Consider the following 14,955-nt stretch of genomic DNA (forward strand, 5'->3'; position numbering starts at 1 on the left):
CGACTGCCCCTGGCGCCATGGGGGTCAGCGCCCTTTCCTGCGGAATGGGGTCCGACGCCGATTGCTTACGACTTCTTGATGGCGTGCCCACCGAACTCGTTGCGCATCGCCGACAGCAGGCGGTCGGTGAACGAGTTGGATTCGCGCGAACGCAGGCGTTCCAGCAGCGACAAGGTGATCACCGGGGCGGGCACGTCCAGCGCGATGGCTTCGGCGACGGTCCAGCGGCCTTCACCGGAATCCTCCACATACGGCGCGATGCCATCCAGCGACGGATTGCGCTTGAGTGCTTCGGTGCTCAGGTCCAGCAGCCACGAACGCACCACGCTGCCGTGCCGCCAGACTTCGGCCACCTGGGCAAGGTCCAGCTCCATCTCCTGCTTGCGCTCCATCAGCGCGAAGCCTTCGGCGTAAGCCTGCATCATTCCGTACTCGATACCGTTGTGCACCATTTTGGTGAAGTGGCCAGCGCCGGATGGGCCGACACGCGCCCAGCCGCGGTCCTCGGCCGGTGCCAGCGTACGCAGCAGCGGCGCGATCTGCTCCACCACCGGCGCTTCGCCACCGACCATCAGGCTGTAGCCTTCCTGCAGGCCCCACACGCCACCGCTGGTGCCGCAGTCGACGTAGCCCAGGTCGTCCTCGGCCAGCGCCTTGGCGCGGCGGATCGAGTCCTGGTAGTTGGAGTTGCCGCCGTCGATGACGATGTCACCCTCGGCCAGGTGCGGGGTCAGCTGGCCCAGGGTCTGGTCGACGGTTTCGCCGGCGGGCACCATCAGCCACACCACGCGCGGCACCGGCAGCGCGGCCACGGCGGCGGCCAGCGAATCAACCACCTCCAGGCCGGCCTCGGCGGCGCGCTGGCGGGCGCCTTCGCCCGGGTCGTAGCCGACCACGCGGTGGCCGCCGCGGTGCAGGCGCTGGGCCATGTTGGCGCCCATGCGGCCGAGGCCGATCATTGCAATATCCATTGTTTCACCTTCAGTTGGGGTCTAGGGTCAGGCTGCCTGGCCTGCCGGTAGCCGCGCAGTGGCGCAGCTGCGCCTCGCGCCAACGCCGGTAGAGCGTGGTATGCAGATTGTGCACCGCCAGGTCGATCGAAAAGGGGGTTCGCGGGTTGCGGTCGAGCAGGCGGGCGATGTGGTAGCCGATGGGACGTATACCGCGCGGATGCACATAGATCACGAACTGCTGGTAGAACGGATCGTCCAGCAGGCGGTCCATGCGTGCCAGCGTGGCCTGGTAGCGCGGCGCAAGCGCCGCGCGCACCTCAGGGTCGCGCTCGAACAGCAGGCGTTCGAAGTAGCGCTGGCCGGTGCGCGGGATGTCCTGCGCGAGTTTCCATAGTTCGACGTTGCGCTGGTCGTACCAGGCCAGGCCGCCATGCGTGGCCAGCGCCCGCGCAGCGCCCTCGCCCACGTCGACCACCACGAAGTTCTCGGCCTGGTTGCTCAGGTCGTCCAGCGTGGCCTTGTCGTATGCATGCTCGATGAAACCAGGCACACCGACGAACGCCTGGCGCCCCATCGCCGAGGTACGCACTGCCTTGCCATCGGCGAAGAAATCGCCGGCATGCGCGCCAAGCAGGATGCTGTCGGTCCCATGCAGGGCGAGAAAGGTGCCGATCGACAGCTCATCCGCAGAGAACTCCGTATCGAAGGCAGCATCGCCATACAGCTCGCGCTGGGTGGCCAGCTGCGCGACCTGGCGGCCGACACCGCATTCGGCACGCACGGCACCGTTGTAGAACGCCTGCAGCGCCTTGCTGTTGCCCGCGCTGGGAACGAAACCGCGGCCAAGACTGTGCGTACGCTGCCAGCCTTGAGCGCGCGGGCCCTGCAGGCCGAAACCGATCCAGCCCATCTGCAGGCCGAAGAAGCGGAAGCGGGTGTTGGCCTGCAATGCCGAGGCGGCGCGTTGCGTGGCCGCCCCCAGCCGGAACGCATAGGCGCAGATCGTGGCCGGATCGTCCAGCAACTGCTGCAGCAGCGCCTGGCGTGCAGCAGCGGGCATGTGCGCCGGCCAGCGCACGTGCAGATCGCCTGCTGCCTGCGCCTCGGCCAGCGACGCACGGGTGCACACCGCACCACCATGCACCTGCGGCTCCTTCAGCGCGGCCTCGTCGAAGCGCCAGCCCAGCCGCAGCAGCAGCCCCTGGGCGCAGTCGCCGGCTGTGGCCGCCACGCCCATCACAGGCGCGAGCAACAGGGCCGCGCCCATCAGCCAGCCGTGCACGTTCACCCTTGGTCCGTGCGGACCGGCGCGGGCTCAGGAACTGCTGCGGGTGGTGGCGGCGGTGGCGTGCCCGCAGCCTGTGGCAGGTACTGCTGCAGGCGCTGGAAGAAACGGCGATAGAAATCGGCGTCGGTAACCGTGCTGCTCGCCACTTTCACCAGCGAATCGTCATTGCTGCCGAACGGCAGTGATACCGAGCCCAGTGCACCGACGCCGACACTGGCGGACGTCGGGCTCTTCTTCAACGCATAACGGTCCTGCACGGCGCTTACGAACACCAACGCCTGATCGCCCCGGGGCGCACAGGAGATGCGCAGCACCAGCTGCTCATGGTCGTCTTCGCGCGGCTGGAAGTTCTTGTTGCCTTCCACCTGTGCGTCATCGGCACGGGCGATGGCGTACCCTTGGCTGAGCAGGGTGCGCCGCGCCGCTTCACAGGCATCGCCGGGGCGGCCATCGACGGTACGCGAGAACGTGTCGCCGGAATCGAAGGATTCGCGCAGCAGCGTGCTGTCTGCGGCACGGCCACCACAGGCCGACAGGATCAGGGCGCTGCCAAGCGCCACAACAGCACTGGAAACGAGGGAGGACCGCATGGGTGCTCCTGCGAGGACGGTACCGGCAAGGGTAGCCCCGTTGCTGTGTGCGGCAGGTCGAAAGCACCCGCGTCAGGCGGCCCCGTTTGCAGCCGGTTCATGCACGAAAAAAGCAGAAGGGCCGGCAATGCCGGCCCTCGGGTATCACATACCGTGTCCGGCTCAGTCCGCCCAGCGACCGGCGCCGGTCGACTGCGGCAGCACCTGTGCCGACAGCGGGCGGTCGTTGGCCAGCAGGTTCACCGCATCGGCCAGGATGGACGCCGACTCGCGCAGCAGCGGGTCCGGGCGCTTCTCGGCCGCCTTCTCGCGCGCGGCGTCCTTGACGATGTCGCGCTCGTTGCCCGTCAGGCCGTCATCGCTGCTGTCATCGGCCAGCGGGTCCAGGGCCAGGCCCAGCTCCTTGCGCTGCAGCTGGCGTTCCTTGCGCTGGGCATCCTGGCGCTCACGCTCGGCGCGGCGCGTGGCCTCGTTGAGCGAGATGTACTTCTTGGCCGCCTCGGTGCGGAACTGTTCCACGTCCTCGTTCCACCACTGGAACTCCCTGTCGGTGGCGATGCGTGCGTCGTGGCGGGTTTCCAGCTTCGGCAGCAGCGGCGCGAAGTTGCCGTACTGGGTGTGCGGCACGGCGGCGATGCGGGTCCACGGCAGGGCGTTGTCGTAGGTGCTCTCGCCGAACTCGGTGGCGTCGACACTGGCCGGGAAGGCCAGGTCGGGCACCACGCCCTTGTGCTGGGTGCTGCTGCCGCTGATGCGGAAGAACTGGGCGATGGTCAGCTTGACCTGGCCAAAGCGCTGGGTCTCGCCGCTCGGCCAACGGTCGAGGTCGACGATGTTCTGAACGGTGCCCTTGCCGAAGCTGGTTTCACCGATCACCAGGCCACGACCGTAGTCCTGGATGGCACCAGCAAAAATTTCCGAGGCCGAGGCCGAACCGCGGTTGATCAGCACCGCCAGCGGGCCATCCCACGCCACGCCCTGGTTGCGGTCGCTGTTGACGGTGACGCGGCCACCAGACTCGCGCACCTGCACCACCGGGCCCTGCTCGATGAACAGGCCGGTCAGTTCGATGGCTTCATCCAGCGAACCGCCGCCGTTGTTGCGCAGGTCCAGCACCACGCCGTCCAGCTTGTCGTTCTTGAAGCCGGCCAGCAGCTTGGCCACGTCGCGGGTGGCCGAGGCGTAGTCGGCCGCATTGCGGCGACGGCCTTCGAAGTCCTGGTAGAAGGTCGGCAGCTTGATCACGCCGATCCTGCGTGCCGGCTCGCCATTGGCGGCCGGGATGGTCATGGTCTCTCCCTTCGCGGCCTGTTCGGCCAGGCGCACCTTCTGGCGGGTCAGCACCAGGGTGTGGTGCTTGCCGTCGGCACCCTCGGCGGCCGGAATGAATTCCAGCTTCACCTGGGTATCCTTGGCACCGCGGATCTTGGCCACGACGTCGTCGATGCGCCAGCCGATCACGTCCTCGACCAGGCCGGACTTGCCCTGGCCGACGCCGACGATGCGGTCACCCGGCTTCAGCGTGCCATCCACTGCAGCCGGGCCACCGGCGATGATCTCGCGGATCACCACCATGTCGTCCTGCCGCTGCAGCTGCGCACCGATGCCTTCCAGCGAAAGCGACATCGCCTGGTTGAAGTTCTCGGCGGTGCGCGGGGTGAAGTAGTCGGTGTGCGGATCGACAGCGCTGGTGTAGGCGTTCATGAAGAACTGGAAGACATCCTCGCCCTTCAGCTCGTTGACCGACTTTTCAAGCGTGGCATAGCGCTTGTCCAGCGTCTTGCGGATGTCATCGGGCTTCTTGCCGGCCAGCTTAAGGCGCAGCCAGTCATTCTTCACCGACTTGCGCCACAGCTCATCCAGCTCGGCGCTGCTGGCGGCCCACGGCACCTTCTTGCGGTCGTACTCGAAGCGCTCGTCGGTGGTGAAGTCCGGTTCCTGCTTGAGCAGCTTGCGCGCGTAGGCCACGCGCTCGCCGACGCGCTGCTTGTAGACCGCAAAGACCTGGAATGCCGGCTCCAGCTCGCCGCCGCGAATGGCCGAGGAAATGTTGGCTTCGAACGGCGCAAAGCGCGCCACGTCGGCCTGGGTGAAGTACTGCTTGCCGCCGTCAAGCGTCTCCAGGTAGCGCTTGAACACGTCCTTGGACGTGGCCTCGTCCAGCGCGCGCGGGCGGTAGGCATAACGGCTGTCGGACAGCAGGCCGTACACCAGCTTGGAGGTGGTCACCTGATCGGCGGTTACCGCAGCGGGCAATGCCGGCGAGTCGGCCTTGGCCGCCAGCGCCAGCGGCGCCACCAGCGCCAGGGCCATCAGGAATGCGGGGGCTTTGAATTTCATTGACGTGCTCGAAGGCGCCTTGCCAAGGGGGAGACTGCGGGGTGTTAAGACACCACGACAGTGCCGAAAGTTGCCGGGTTTGTCACCCGGCCGCGCTCGGTGGAAAACCAGCCTAGCCGGGCCGGTGTAGCAAATTGTGAATGCATGTAGAGCCGAGCCCATGCTCGGCTGGCCGGCAGCAAGCAGCCGAGCATGGGCTCGGCTCTACGGCAGGCAGAGGTGTGCGGACCAAGGGTCCGCACCCACAGGAGAAGTAGCTCCCACCCACCGGCAGGGTGTCAGGAAATGCCGGCGCCCTTGGCCTGGACGTCGGCGTGGTACGACGAGCGCACCATCGGGCCGGAGGCCACGTGGCTGAATCCCAGCTCGTAGCCGTAGTCCTCCAGCGCCTTGTAGTCCTCGGGAGTCCAGTACTTCAGTACCGGGTGGTGATGCGCGGTCGGCTGCAGGTACTGGCCGATGGTGATCATGTCCACATCGTGCGCGCGCAGGTCGCGCATGGTGGCCTTGATCTGTTCGAAGTCTTCGCCCAGACCCAGCATGATGCCGCTCTTGGTCGGCACGCCCGGGTGCTGCGCCTTGAAGTTCTTCAGCAGGTTCAGCGACCACTGGTAGTCCGCACCCGGGCGCACATTGCGGTACAGGTCCGGTACGGTTTCGATGTTGTGGTTGAACACATCCGGCGGGTTCTGCGCCAGGATCTCCAGCGCGCGCTCCATGCGGCCCTTGCCACGGAAGTCCGGCGTCAGCACTTCGATGCGGGTACCCGGCGACTTTTCGCGGATGGCGGTGATGCAGTCGACGAAGTGCTGGGCACCGCCGTCACGCAGGTCATCGCGGTCGACGCTGGTCACCACCACGTACTTCAGGCCCATGTCGGCCACGGTCTGGCCGAGGCTGGCCGGTTCGTTGGCATCCGGCGGCTTCGGGCGGCCATGGGCCACGTCGCAGAACGAGCAGCGGCGGGTGCAGACCTCGCCGAGGATCATGAAGGTGGCGGTGCCATGGCCGAAGCATTCGTGGATGTTCGGGCAGCTGGCTTCCTCGCATACGGTCACCAGGCGGTTTTCGCGCAGCTTGGCCTTCAGGTTCTGCACGGCATTTCCCGAGGGAATGCGCACGCGGATCCATGACGGCTTGCGCAGCACCGGCGCGTCGGCGAACTGCACCGGCGAGCGGTTGATCTTGTCACCGCCCAGCTGCTTGACCCCGGCCTGCAACGGCGCGGCGGATGGGGAGTCGCCCTGCACGATCTGCAGGGGAATGGAACGGGCGGTGGTTTCAGTCATGGCAGTTCCGGGAGCGGTCAGGCGGCCGCAGAAAGATCGGGCAGTTCGTGCGTGGGCTGGAGCAGCAGGCCGAACTGGCGGGCCAGGTGCTCCAGCAGTACCGGCTTGACGGCCTCCATGCCGGAGGGCCCGCCCAAGTCTACTACCGAGGTCACCTGCAACCCCTGATAGCCGCAGGGATTGATGCGGTGGAAGGGTTCCAGGTCCATGGCCACGTTGAAGGCCAGCCCATGGAAGGTGCAGCCGCGCCGCACACGGATGCCGAGCGCAGCGATCTTGGCACCACCGACGTAGACGCCCGGGGCGCCCTCGCGGCGTTCGGCACCGATGTTCCACTCGGCCAGCGTATCGATGAGGGCCTGCTCGATGCGGCACACGTAGTCGCGAACCCCGATCCCCAGCCGCGGCAGGCGCAGCAGCGGATAGACCACGATCTGGCCGGGACCGTGGTAGGTCACCTGGCCACCTCGGTCCACGTGCAGCACCGGGATCTCACCCGGTGCCAGCACGTGCTCGTCCTTGCCGGCCTGGCCCAGGGTGAACACCGGGTCGTGCTCGACCACCCACAGCTCGTCGGCATCGTTGTCGCTGCGCTGGTCGGTGAAGCGCTGCATGGCGCGCCATACCGGCTCGTAGGCTTGGCGGCCGAGGTCACGGACCACCGCCGGACGCGGCGCGCGGTGTTCCGGGGCGGCTTCGGCCGGGCAGCTGTCGGCTACAGCGTCCACTTCACTTCCGGGTGGTCGCGCAGCGCCTGGTGCGCCAGGTCGTACTGCTCGCGGCTTTCGGCCTTGAACACGATGCGGACGGAGACGTACTTGCCGTTGGAGGAGTGCTTCCAGCTGATGCGTTCGTTGACCACATCGATGCCGGCAGCCAGCAGCAGGCGGGGGAGCTCATGTTCCAGGCCGCGGTTGGCCGGGCCCATGGCGCTGAGCTCGAACTGGCCGGGGAACTGGAAGCCGTGGTCGGGGTTGTCGGACTTGATTTCCATGGAGCCATTATCGGGCCGCAGGGCAACAAACCCAAGAGTATTCATCAACGTCAAACGGCGCACTGGTGAGTCGCTGCGTTGCAGCTGAACAGACGTTCAGCATTGGTCATTGCCCCGAAGCCCGCTACAGGAGGGTTCAGGATTGTCCTTACGAGACAATGTCGTTTTCGGAACAGACAAGTGATCCGAACGCGCTCGTTCCGTCACGTCCCCGCGAGTACCGTGTCGCGGCATATAACGACAGACAGAACAAAGCCCGCCCAATGAGTCCCCCTTCCCACCGCCGCCTTGCGGCCCTCGGCCTGTACGGCCTGCTGGCTGCTGCCCTCCCGCTTGCCGCCCAGGCGGCCGAACAATGTGGCCCGGACGCGATGCGCGACCATCCGCCGCAGGTCAATTTCCGCGTCGACAACGACCTGTTCGGCGGCCGCCACCAGGATCAGGGCTATACCAACGGTGCGCTGTTGACCCTGGTCTCCCCCAATCTGGTCGATTACACCGACGACCCCTGCCTGCCGCGCATGGCGCGCTGGGTGAACCGGTACCTGGAAGGGCTGCATCCGGGCAGGTTCGAACAGCAGAACATGATCTTCAGCATCGGCCAGGGGATTTTCACCCCAACCGATTTCAGCCGCAGGGACCTGATCGAGGACGACCGCCCTTACGCCGGCGTGCTGATCGCAAACTTCGGTTTCAATGCGCGCAGCGGCGACCGCCTGCAGACCACCCAGCTGACACTGGGCGTGGTCGGCCCGTGGGCGCAGGGCAAGCAGGTGCAGAATGCCGTGCATGAAGTGTTGGGCGACGAGAAATTCAAGGGTTGGGACAACCAGCTGCACAACGAACCACTGTTCATGCTGACCCATGAGCGCATGCGCCGCTGGCCGGGCGATGCCAGCGTCAATGCCGACGGTTGGGGTTGGGACGCGATCAGCCACTACGGCGGGTCGATCGGCAACCTGGAAACCAAGGCCAATTTGGGCGGTGAAGTGCGCTTCGGCTGGAAGCTGCCGGATGACTTCGGCAGCACGCCGTTGCGCCCGGCAGGTGAGAACACGGCGCCGACCCGCGGCGGCCGCCCAAGCGGGTGGTCCTGGCACCTGTTCGCGACCTCCGACGCTGCCTGGGTGATCCGCGACATCACGCTGGATGGCAACACCTTCCGCAACAGCCACAGCGTGGACAAGCGCCATGTGGTGGCCTACGGCGGGTACGGCGTGGCGGTGATGTACGGCCGCTGGAAGTTCGCTGCCGCGCGCTACCACAGCACGCGCGAATTCAACGGCCAGCGCCAATCGCCGGTGTTCGGCAGCTTCACCATCAGCCGCTCGCTGTAGGCGAGGGGCTGAGGGTGAAGCGGGTAGGTGCCGACCGTTGGTCGGCACACCGGTTACTGCATCGCTCGCTGCAAGTGAGGCGCTGCCGGTAGTGCCGGCCGCAGGCCGGCTCTCGCATTTCCGGATGGATTCATGGGGAGCCGGCCAGCGGCCGGCACTCCCCCTATCCGCATCCGACATCTCGAAACGAAAAGGCCGGCATACGCCGGCCTTTTCATTCACCACGCCGGGGCGTGGATCATTCCGATTCCCACCACATCCAGAAGCTGTCCCACAGGCGCTTGAAGAAGCCGGCCTGTTCGACGGCAGCCACGGCGACCAGCGGCGCTTCGGCGACGACCTTGCCGTCCAGCGTGACCTTCACGGTGCCGATCTGCTGACCGGCAGTGAACGGTGCCTCCAGGGTCTTGGGCACGTCGATGCTCGGCTTCAGGTCGTTGTAGCGGCCGCGCGGCACGCTGACCAGCATCGGCTGCGCCACGCCCAGCTGCACCTTGTCGGCGGTGCCCTTCCAGACCTTGTGCTCGGCCACGGGCTTGCCCGGCTCGTACAGGCGGTGGGTCTCGAAGAAGCGGAAACCCCAGTTCAGCAGGGCCAGGCTGTCATCAGCGCGCTGCTTTTCCGACGCACCACCCAATACCACGGCGATCAGGCGCTGGTCGCCGCGCTGCGCCGAACTCATCAGGCAGTAACCGGCTTCGGAGGTGTGGCCGGTCTTGATGCCGTCGACGCTGCCATCTCGCCACAGCAGCAGGTTGCGGTTCGGCTGCTTGATGTTGCCGACCTGGAATTCCTTGATCTTGTTGTACGCGTAGGTTTCCGGGTAATCACGCACCATCGCGCGGCCCAGCAGTGCCAGGTCATAGGCGGTGCTGTGGTGGCCTTCGGCGGTCAGGCCGTGGGCGTTGACGAAGTGCGAGTTCTTCATGCCGATCTTGGCGGCGTAGCTGTTCATCAGCGACGCGAAGGCTTCTTCGCTGCCGGCCACATGCTCGGCCAGGGCGATCGCGGCGTCATTGCCGGACTGGATCGCCATGCCCTTTTCCATGTCTTCCAGGCGTGCGGTCTGGTTGACCGGGAAGCCGCTGTAGCTGCCATCGGTGCCGGCGCCGCCTTCGCGCCATGCGCGCTCGCTCATCATCACCTGGTCATCCGCACGGACCTTGCCGTTCTTGACCTCGGCGGCAACCACGTAGGACGTCATCACCTTGGTGATGCTGGCCGGGGCCAGCTGCTCGTGGATGTTTTCGCCAGCCAGCACCTGGCCGGTGGCGTAGTCCATCAGCACCCAGGCCTTGGATACGCTCGGCACCGGCGCCGGGGGGGTGGCAACGGTGGCCGGGGCAGCGGCGGCGGCAGGCGCAGGCGTGGCCGGGGTCGGGGTCGGCAGCGGCGTCTGGGCGGAAGCCAGGCCCACCACCAGGGTGGCGGCCAGGGCGGTGGCGGCGGAACGGAAATTCATTGGACAGCAGGCTCCAGGGGACGGCCGGGAATGGAGGGTGGAACGTAGCGGCCATTGTAAGGCCGGGCGAGCACGGGCCGGCAGCACCGGCCCGAGTGGATCAATCCTTGACGATCTGCGGCGAACCCAGGCCCAGACCGGCGATGCGGCCGACAAGTTCCGCGGCACTGGCATGGTCGCTGGCGGGAACGCGCAGCCGGAACAGGGTGCGGCCACCGGCGGCGATGTCGCTGATGGTCGCGCCGACAATGCCGGCCGCGTTGAGCTGGCCCATCGCGCGGTTGGCATTGTCGCGGCTGGAGAAGCTGGCGACCTGCACCATCACCGCGCCGACCACCTGCTGCGACAGGCTGGGGGCCGCTGCGGTGGCGGGCACCGTACGCACTGCGGCCGGCGCGACCGTGCGCGGCGCGGCGCTGGCGACTGCAACCGGCGCCATTGTGGGGCTGCGCACCGGCGGTGCGCTCGGCGGCAGGCTGCTGACCGCCACGTCCGGCACCGCGCTGGCCACGCCCTGTGTGGTGGCCGGCTGGCCACGCGCAGGCGTGGCGTCGGCCGGAAGGCGCTTGACCAGGCGATCGATGTCGCTGTCGGCGGTGGCACGCGCAGCCGTTACCGGGCGCGTACTGGCCGCCGCGACAGCCGTTTCGGCGGCACGGCGCTCGCGGCGCGACGGCTTCTGCGCCAGCAGGTTGCCCTCGCCCGGCTGCAACGCGCGCACCTCCACATTGCCGGTACCGCGCTGGGTGATGCCCAGCCGCACTGCGGCGGCATAACTGAGGTCGACCACACGGCCATCATGGAACGGGCCACGGTCGTTGACGCGCACGATCACCGACTCGCCGTTGTCCAGGTTGGTCACACGGGCGAAGCTGGGCAGCGGCAGCGTCTTGTGCGCGGCGGTGAACTGGTACATGTCGTAGACCTCGCGGTTGGAGGTCAGGCGGCCGTGGAACTTGGCGCCGTAGTACGACGCGGTACCGCGCTCGACATAGTTGCGGGTGTCGTCGAGCACCTTGTACGACTTGCCCAGCACCACGTACGGCGACTTGTTGCCGATGGCCGAACGCTCTTCGGCGGTCACTTCCGGCTCGGGAATGCAGGCGACGTTGGGAATGTAGTCCGGGGTGCTGTCACGCACGCCTGGCTTGTACAGCCCCCCGGCGGTGTAGTTGCCGCGCGTGTTCGGGTCCTCCTTGGCCGCGGCATAGGGCGAGCCTTCCGGGCAATGCGCCGGGCGCGAGCCCCGACCCTGCACCACCGTGCCGCTGGGCTTGCCACCGTGGCCGGCCGTGGCCGGCTTCTTCGGCGCACTGCTGCAGGCAGCCAGCGCGAGGACGATCAAGCTCGGGACCAGCCATCTGATGTTCATGCCGGGGGCAGCTCCTGTCCGGCGATGGCCTGCGACAACTGGAACACGGCCATCGCGTACATCTTCGAGAGGTTGTAGCGGGTGATCGCGTAGTAGTTCTGGAAGCCCAGCCAGTACTGCTTGCCCGTGCTGCCTTCCAGCGTGATCGGCGTGGCCGTGGCGCCTGGCTGCACCGGTGCGCTGGGCTGGTAGCCGCGCTCGGCCAGGTCGGCCAGCGACCAGGTCGGCATCCATTCGGTCGGGTTGAACTCCTCGCGCCCCGGCGCCAGCGTGGCCGGTACGGCCACCTGGCCACCCCGGACCCAGCCGCCCTTCTTTACGAAATAATTGGCGATGGACGAGAACACATCGTCGTAGCTGGTGAACAGGTCGCGACGGCCATCGCCATTACCGTCCACGGCGTAATCGAGATAGCTGGACGGCATGAACTGGCCCATGCCCATCGCACCGGCATAGCTGCCCTTGAGCGTGGTGATGTCCAGCTTTTCCTCACGGCCCAGCTCGAACAGCTTGGCCAGCTCATCGCGGAAGAACAGCTCGCGGCGCACTTCGCGTTCCAGCTTGGCCGGGTCGCCACTGCGCGGGTAGTAGAACGCCAGCGTGTACAGCGCATCGAGCACGCGGTGGTTGCCGGCATTTTTCCCGTAACTGGTCTCCACGCCGATGATCGCCACGATCACTTCGGCCGGCACGCCGGTGCGCTGCTGCACGCGATCCAGTTCGGCACGATGCTGGGCCAGGAACGCGCGGCCGCCATCGATGCGCGCCTTGCTGATGAACATCGGCCGGTATTCGTTCCACGGCTTGACCCGTTCGGCCGGGCGCGACATGGCAGCGATGATCGGCTGGCGCACCTGCGCCTGGTCGAGCACGCTGCTGATCTGCTCCGGCTTCAGCCCATAGCGCTTGGCCGTATCGGCAACAAAGCGGGCCCGTGCGACCTCGAACGGCACCGGGGTGAGATCGACCGGCGGTGCTGTAGCAGCGGCCGCTTCGGGCGCGGCCTCGGCCGGGCCGTGGGCCTTGGTGGCGGGCTGGCGCGGCGTACTGCTGGCCTGGGGCGAAGACGGTGGGGACTTCGGCTGGGTCGCGCAGGCGACCAGGCCGAGGGTGAGCATGCAGGCCAGAGTGCGTCGAATCATCGTCGCAGGTTAGCAGGTCATGGATGAATTAAAACCCCTAACACCATGAATCACAACGATTTGCCCGCGTTCAGCGGGAAATGTGAAGACGTCGTGATCGGGCTTCCCCATTCAGATAGAGGTGGCCGGTTGCGTCCCCATCCCCGCAGACGCAACCGGCGACCGGATCCGGTCGATACCTGCGCGGCTGCCGCTCCCCAGTGGCAGTGCCCCGCGCTCCCTGTATCCGTTGGATCAGTACTGCTCCCGCCCGACGCCCCCTCGCGCTGCAACGATTGACGGCGCGCCGTGCCGAACGGGCCGCCATTGTGCAGGCCGATTACGACAAGTCCATTGATCAAGATCAACGCGGCGTAAAAGTGTGAACCAGCTAACGTTTTTTGCGGACTTTGGTCAGCGGGTGTGCTGTCGTGCAGCGTTGTGAGAACGCTTCCACAGCGAGCGTTGCGCAGAGTCAGGAAGTTTCCAGCCAACGGCGCAGCCCCTCGTGGGTGGTGTCTGGGGTGGTCGCGGAAAGCAGAAGCCGCGGGTGGGCCGGTCGGGTTGGGTACGCGGGGGACGCCGTGAATCCGTCCCTGGAGGCTTGGCAGCCGCATCCATGCGGCTGACACCCCCGCGTACCCAATCCGACCGGCCTCTGACAGATTTCGGAGGTCTGCCACCCACGGAGAAGAAAGAGAAGATCAAAAGCGGGTCGCGACGCTGCGCTTGCTCGTGAGCCGAGCATGGATCGGCTCTACACAAGGCAATGAAGCGACCCGCCAGGCCGCCTTTGCTTTTGATCTTCTCTTTCTTCTCCGTGGGTAGACGCGCACGGAACCTGTCCGTGGCCGGGTAGATGGGCTGCGCAGGGGCGTGAGCCGCATGGATGCGGCGACCGAGCTTACATGGATGTACTTGCAGCGTCCCCTGCGCGGCCCATCTACCCGGCCCCACCCATGAACTGCATTGCGCGGTCACCCACGAGGGGCGGCGCCGTTGGCTGGAAACCCTATCCCCCGTGCACGGGTCGGTGCCCGCGCACCGCCATCACCAGCCCGATACCCGCCAGCAGCGACACCGCCGAGGTACCGCCATAACTGATCAACGGCATCGGAATGCCCACCACCGGCAGCAGGCCGGAAATCATCCCGCCGTTCACCAGTACGTACACGAAGAACGCCAAGCCCAGGCTGCCGGCCAGCAACCGTGCGTGCGTGTCGCGGGCGTGCACCGCGATCCACAGGCAGCGGCCGACCACGAACAGGTACAGCGCAAACACGGTGGCCACGCCGATCCAGCCGAACTCTTCGGCCAGCACCGAGAACGCGAAGTCCGTGGTGTACTCAGGCAGGAAGTCCAGCGTGGCCTGGGTGCCCTGCCCCCAGCCGCGCCCGTCCCAGCCACCGGAGCCGATCGCGATGCGCGACTGCAGGATGTTCCAACCGGTGCCGAGCGGATCCGCCGACGGATCAAGGAAGGTCAGCACGCGATCCTTCTGGTACTGACGCAACAGACCGAACCATGCCAGGGGTGCGGCCACCGCAAGCCCCGTTGCCCCGGTCGCCACCCATCCCCAGTGCAGGCCCGCCAGCAACAAGGCGAACACGCCGCTGGCGGTGACCAGCGTTGCGGTACCGAGGTTGGGCTGCATCAGGATCAGTACTGCGGGCATGCCGATCAGCACCGCAGCCGTCAGTACCGTGCGTGGCGACGGCGGCAGCGGTTGGCGATGCAGGTACCAGGCCATCATCAGCGGCAGGCTGAGCTTGAGCAGTTCGGACGGTTGCAGGTAGAACACGCCGAGGTTGAGCCAGCGCTGCCCGTATTTGCCGGTGCCGACCACGTAGACCGCCATCAGCGGCAGCATCGACAACGCATACAACGCTGGTGTCCACGCCCGCAGGCGCAGCAGCGAAACACGCGACAGCAGCCACATCGCCACCAGGCCACCGGCAAAGCGCGCCGCCTGCCCGGCCACGGGGCCGGACACGCTGTGCAGCACCGCCAGGCCGACGCCCATCAGGATCAACAACGCAACCAGCAACGGCAGATCGATCGTGCGCACCGCCTCACGGCAGCCGCCAAGCAGTCGTTTCCATTCCACACGGCCACGGTAGCAATGCGTGCTTGCGTGAAGCTGTCAGCGCGGTGCCGCATTTGTAGAGTCGAGCCATGCTCGACTGCCTTTCATACAGCAGAAGCAGCC

Annotated in this window: 12 protein-coding genes; 1 reads left to right on the forward strand and 11 read right to left on the reverse strand. The window is 66.8% G+C overall.

Features of this window, described 5'->3' with window-relative positions:
• Positions 1-65 precede the first annotated feature (65 nt).
• From gnd to BN1263_RS15610, 7 genes are all read right to left on the reverse strand, one after another.
• Positions 66-971 (reverse strand): phosphogluconate dehydrogenase (NAD(+)-dependent, decarboxylating), encoded by a 906-nt coding sequence (gene gnd / locus BN1263_RS15580; protein ID WP_043401640.1) that lies wholly within the window; start codon positions 969-971, stop codon positions 66-68.
• A 10-nt stretch (positions 972-981) separates the two neighbouring features.
• Positions 982-2,220 (reverse strand): hypothetical protein, encoded by a 1,239-nt coding sequence (locus BN1263_RS15585; RefSeq protein ID WP_058982405.1) that lies wholly within the window; start codon positions 2,218-2,220, stop codon positions 982-984.
• Positions 2,221-2,237: 17 nt separating this feature from the next.
• Complete coding sequence (locus tag BN1263_RS15590) at positions 2,238-2,831, reverse strand: DUF2242 domain-containing protein (RefSeq protein WP_019660672.1); 594 nt, start codon at positions 2,829-2,831, stop codon at positions 2,238-2,240.
• 162 nt (positions 2,832-2,993) lie between these two features.
• Positions 2,994-5,171, reverse strand: a complete 2,178-nt coding sequence (locus tag BN1263_RS15595) for a carboxy terminal-processing peptidase (protein WP_058982396.1) — start codon at positions 5,169-5,171, stop codon at positions 2,994-2,996.
• A gap of 278 nt (positions 5,172-5,449) precedes the next feature.
• Entirely contained in the window at positions 5,450-6,460 is a 1,011-nt protein-coding gene (gene lipA, locus BN1263_RS15600; RefSeq protein ID WP_019660674.1) for a lipoyl synthase, read from the reverse strand.
• A gap of 17 nt (positions 6,461-6,477) precedes the next feature.
• Positions 6,478-7,188, reverse strand: coding sequence for a lipoyl(octanoyl) transferase LipB (lipB, locus tag BN1263_RS15605; protein WP_019660675.1), 711 nt, complete (start codon positions 7,186-7,188; stop codon positions 6,478-6,480).
• Positions 7,176-7,454, reverse strand: a complete 279-nt coding sequence (locus tag BN1263_RS15610) for a YbeD family protein (RefSeq protein ID WP_005411067.1) — start codon at positions 7,452-7,454, stop codon at positions 7,176-7,178. The genes lipB and BN1263_RS15610 overlap by 13 nt, the downstream gene beginning before the upstream one ends.
• Positions 7,455-7,717: 263 nt before the next feature.
• Here BN1263_RS15610 and BN1263_RS15615 point away from each other — a divergent pair, with 263 nt between their 5' ends.
• Positions 7,718-8,791, forward strand: a complete 1,074-nt coding sequence (locus tag BN1263_RS15615) for a lipid A deacylase LpxR family protein (RefSeq protein ID WP_021203734.1) — start codon at positions 7,718-7,720, stop codon at positions 8,789-8,791.
• A 238-nt stretch (positions 8,792-9,029) separates the two neighbouring features.
• Here BN1263_RS15615 and BN1263_RS15620 read toward each other — a convergent pair whose 3' ends face one another.
• The 4 genes from BN1263_RS15620 to rodA form a co-directional block, all read right to left on the reverse strand.
• Complete coding sequence (locus tag BN1263_RS15620; protein WP_058982398.1) at positions 9,030-10,253, reverse strand: D-alanyl-D-alanine carboxypeptidase family protein; 1,224 nt, start codon at positions 10,251-10,253, stop codon at positions 9,030-9,032.
• Between the two features lie 100 nt (positions 10,254-10,353).
• Positions 10,354-11,625, reverse strand: a complete 1,272-nt coding sequence (locus tag BN1263_RS15625) for a septal ring lytic transglycosylase RlpA family protein (protein WP_019660679.1) — start codon at positions 11,623-11,625, stop codon at positions 10,354-10,356.
• Positions 11,622-12,767 carry a lytic murein transglycosylase B gene (gene mltB / locus BN1263_RS15630; protein ID WP_058982400.1) on the reverse strand — a complete coding sequence of 382 codons (1,146 nt, stop codon included), beginning with the start codon at positions 12,765-12,767 and terminating at the stop codon, positions 11,622-11,624. Before mltB ends, BN1263_RS15625 begins: the two co-directional genes overlap by 4 nt.
• A gap of 991 nt (positions 12,768-13,758) precedes the next feature.
• Complete coding sequence (gene rodA / locus BN1263_RS15635) at positions 13,759-14,853, reverse strand: rod shape-determining protein RodA (RefSeq protein WP_058982402.1); 1,095 nt, start codon at positions 14,851-14,853, stop codon at positions 13,759-13,761.
• Positions 14,854-14,955: the final 102 nt, after the last annotated feature.

It is taken from the genome of Stenotrophomonas thermophila, from assembly GCF_001499715.1.
In the GTDB taxonomy this organism is placed as follows: domain Bacteria; phylum Pseudomonadota; class Gammaproteobacteria; order Xanthomonadales; family Xanthomonadaceae; genus Stenotrophomonas; species Stenotrophomonas hibiscicola.

Excerpts from the sequence above, each read along its gene's own strand:
- gnd (WP_043401640.1), bottom strand. The coding sequence starts at position 971 with ATGGATATTGCAATGATCGGCCTCGGCCGCATGGGCGCCAACATGGCC.
- BN1263_RS15585 (WP_058982405.1), bottom strand. The coding sequence starts at position 2,220 with ATGGGCGCGGCCCTGTTGCTCGCGCCTGTGATGGGCGTGGCGGCCACA.
- BN1263_RS15590 (WP_019660672.1), bottom strand. The coding sequence starts at position 2,831 with ATGCGGTCCTCCCTCGTTTCCAGTGCTGTTGTGGCGCTTGGCAGCGCC.
- BN1263_RS15595 (WP_058982396.1), bottom strand. The coding sequence starts at position 5,171 with ATGAAATTCAAAGCCCCCGCATTCCTGATGGCCCTGGCGCTGGTGGCG.
- lipA (WP_019660674.1), bottom strand. The coding sequence starts at position 6,460 with ATGACTGAAACCACCGCCCGTTCCATTCCCCTGCAGATCGTGCAGGGC.
- BN1263_RS15610 (WP_005411067.1), bottom strand. The coding sequence starts at position 7,454 with ATGGAAATCAAGTCCGACAACCCCGACCACGGCTTCCAGTTCCCCGGC.
- BN1263_RS15615 (WP_021203734.1), top strand. The coding sequence starts at position 7,718 with ATGAGTCCCCCTTCCCACCGCCGCCTTGCGGCCCTCGGCCTGTACGGC.
- BN1263_RS15620 (WP_058982398.1), bottom strand. The coding sequence starts at position 10,253 with ATGAATTTCCGTTCCGCCGCCACCGCCCTGGCCGCCACCCTGGTGGTG.
- BN1263_RS15625 (WP_019660679.1), bottom strand. The coding sequence starts at position 11,625 with ATGAACATCAGATGGCTGGTCCCGAGCTTGATCGTCCTCGCGCTGGCT.
- mltB (WP_058982400.1), bottom strand. The coding sequence starts at position 12,767 with ATGATTCGACGCACTCTGGCCTGCATGCTCACCCTCGGCCTGGTCGCC.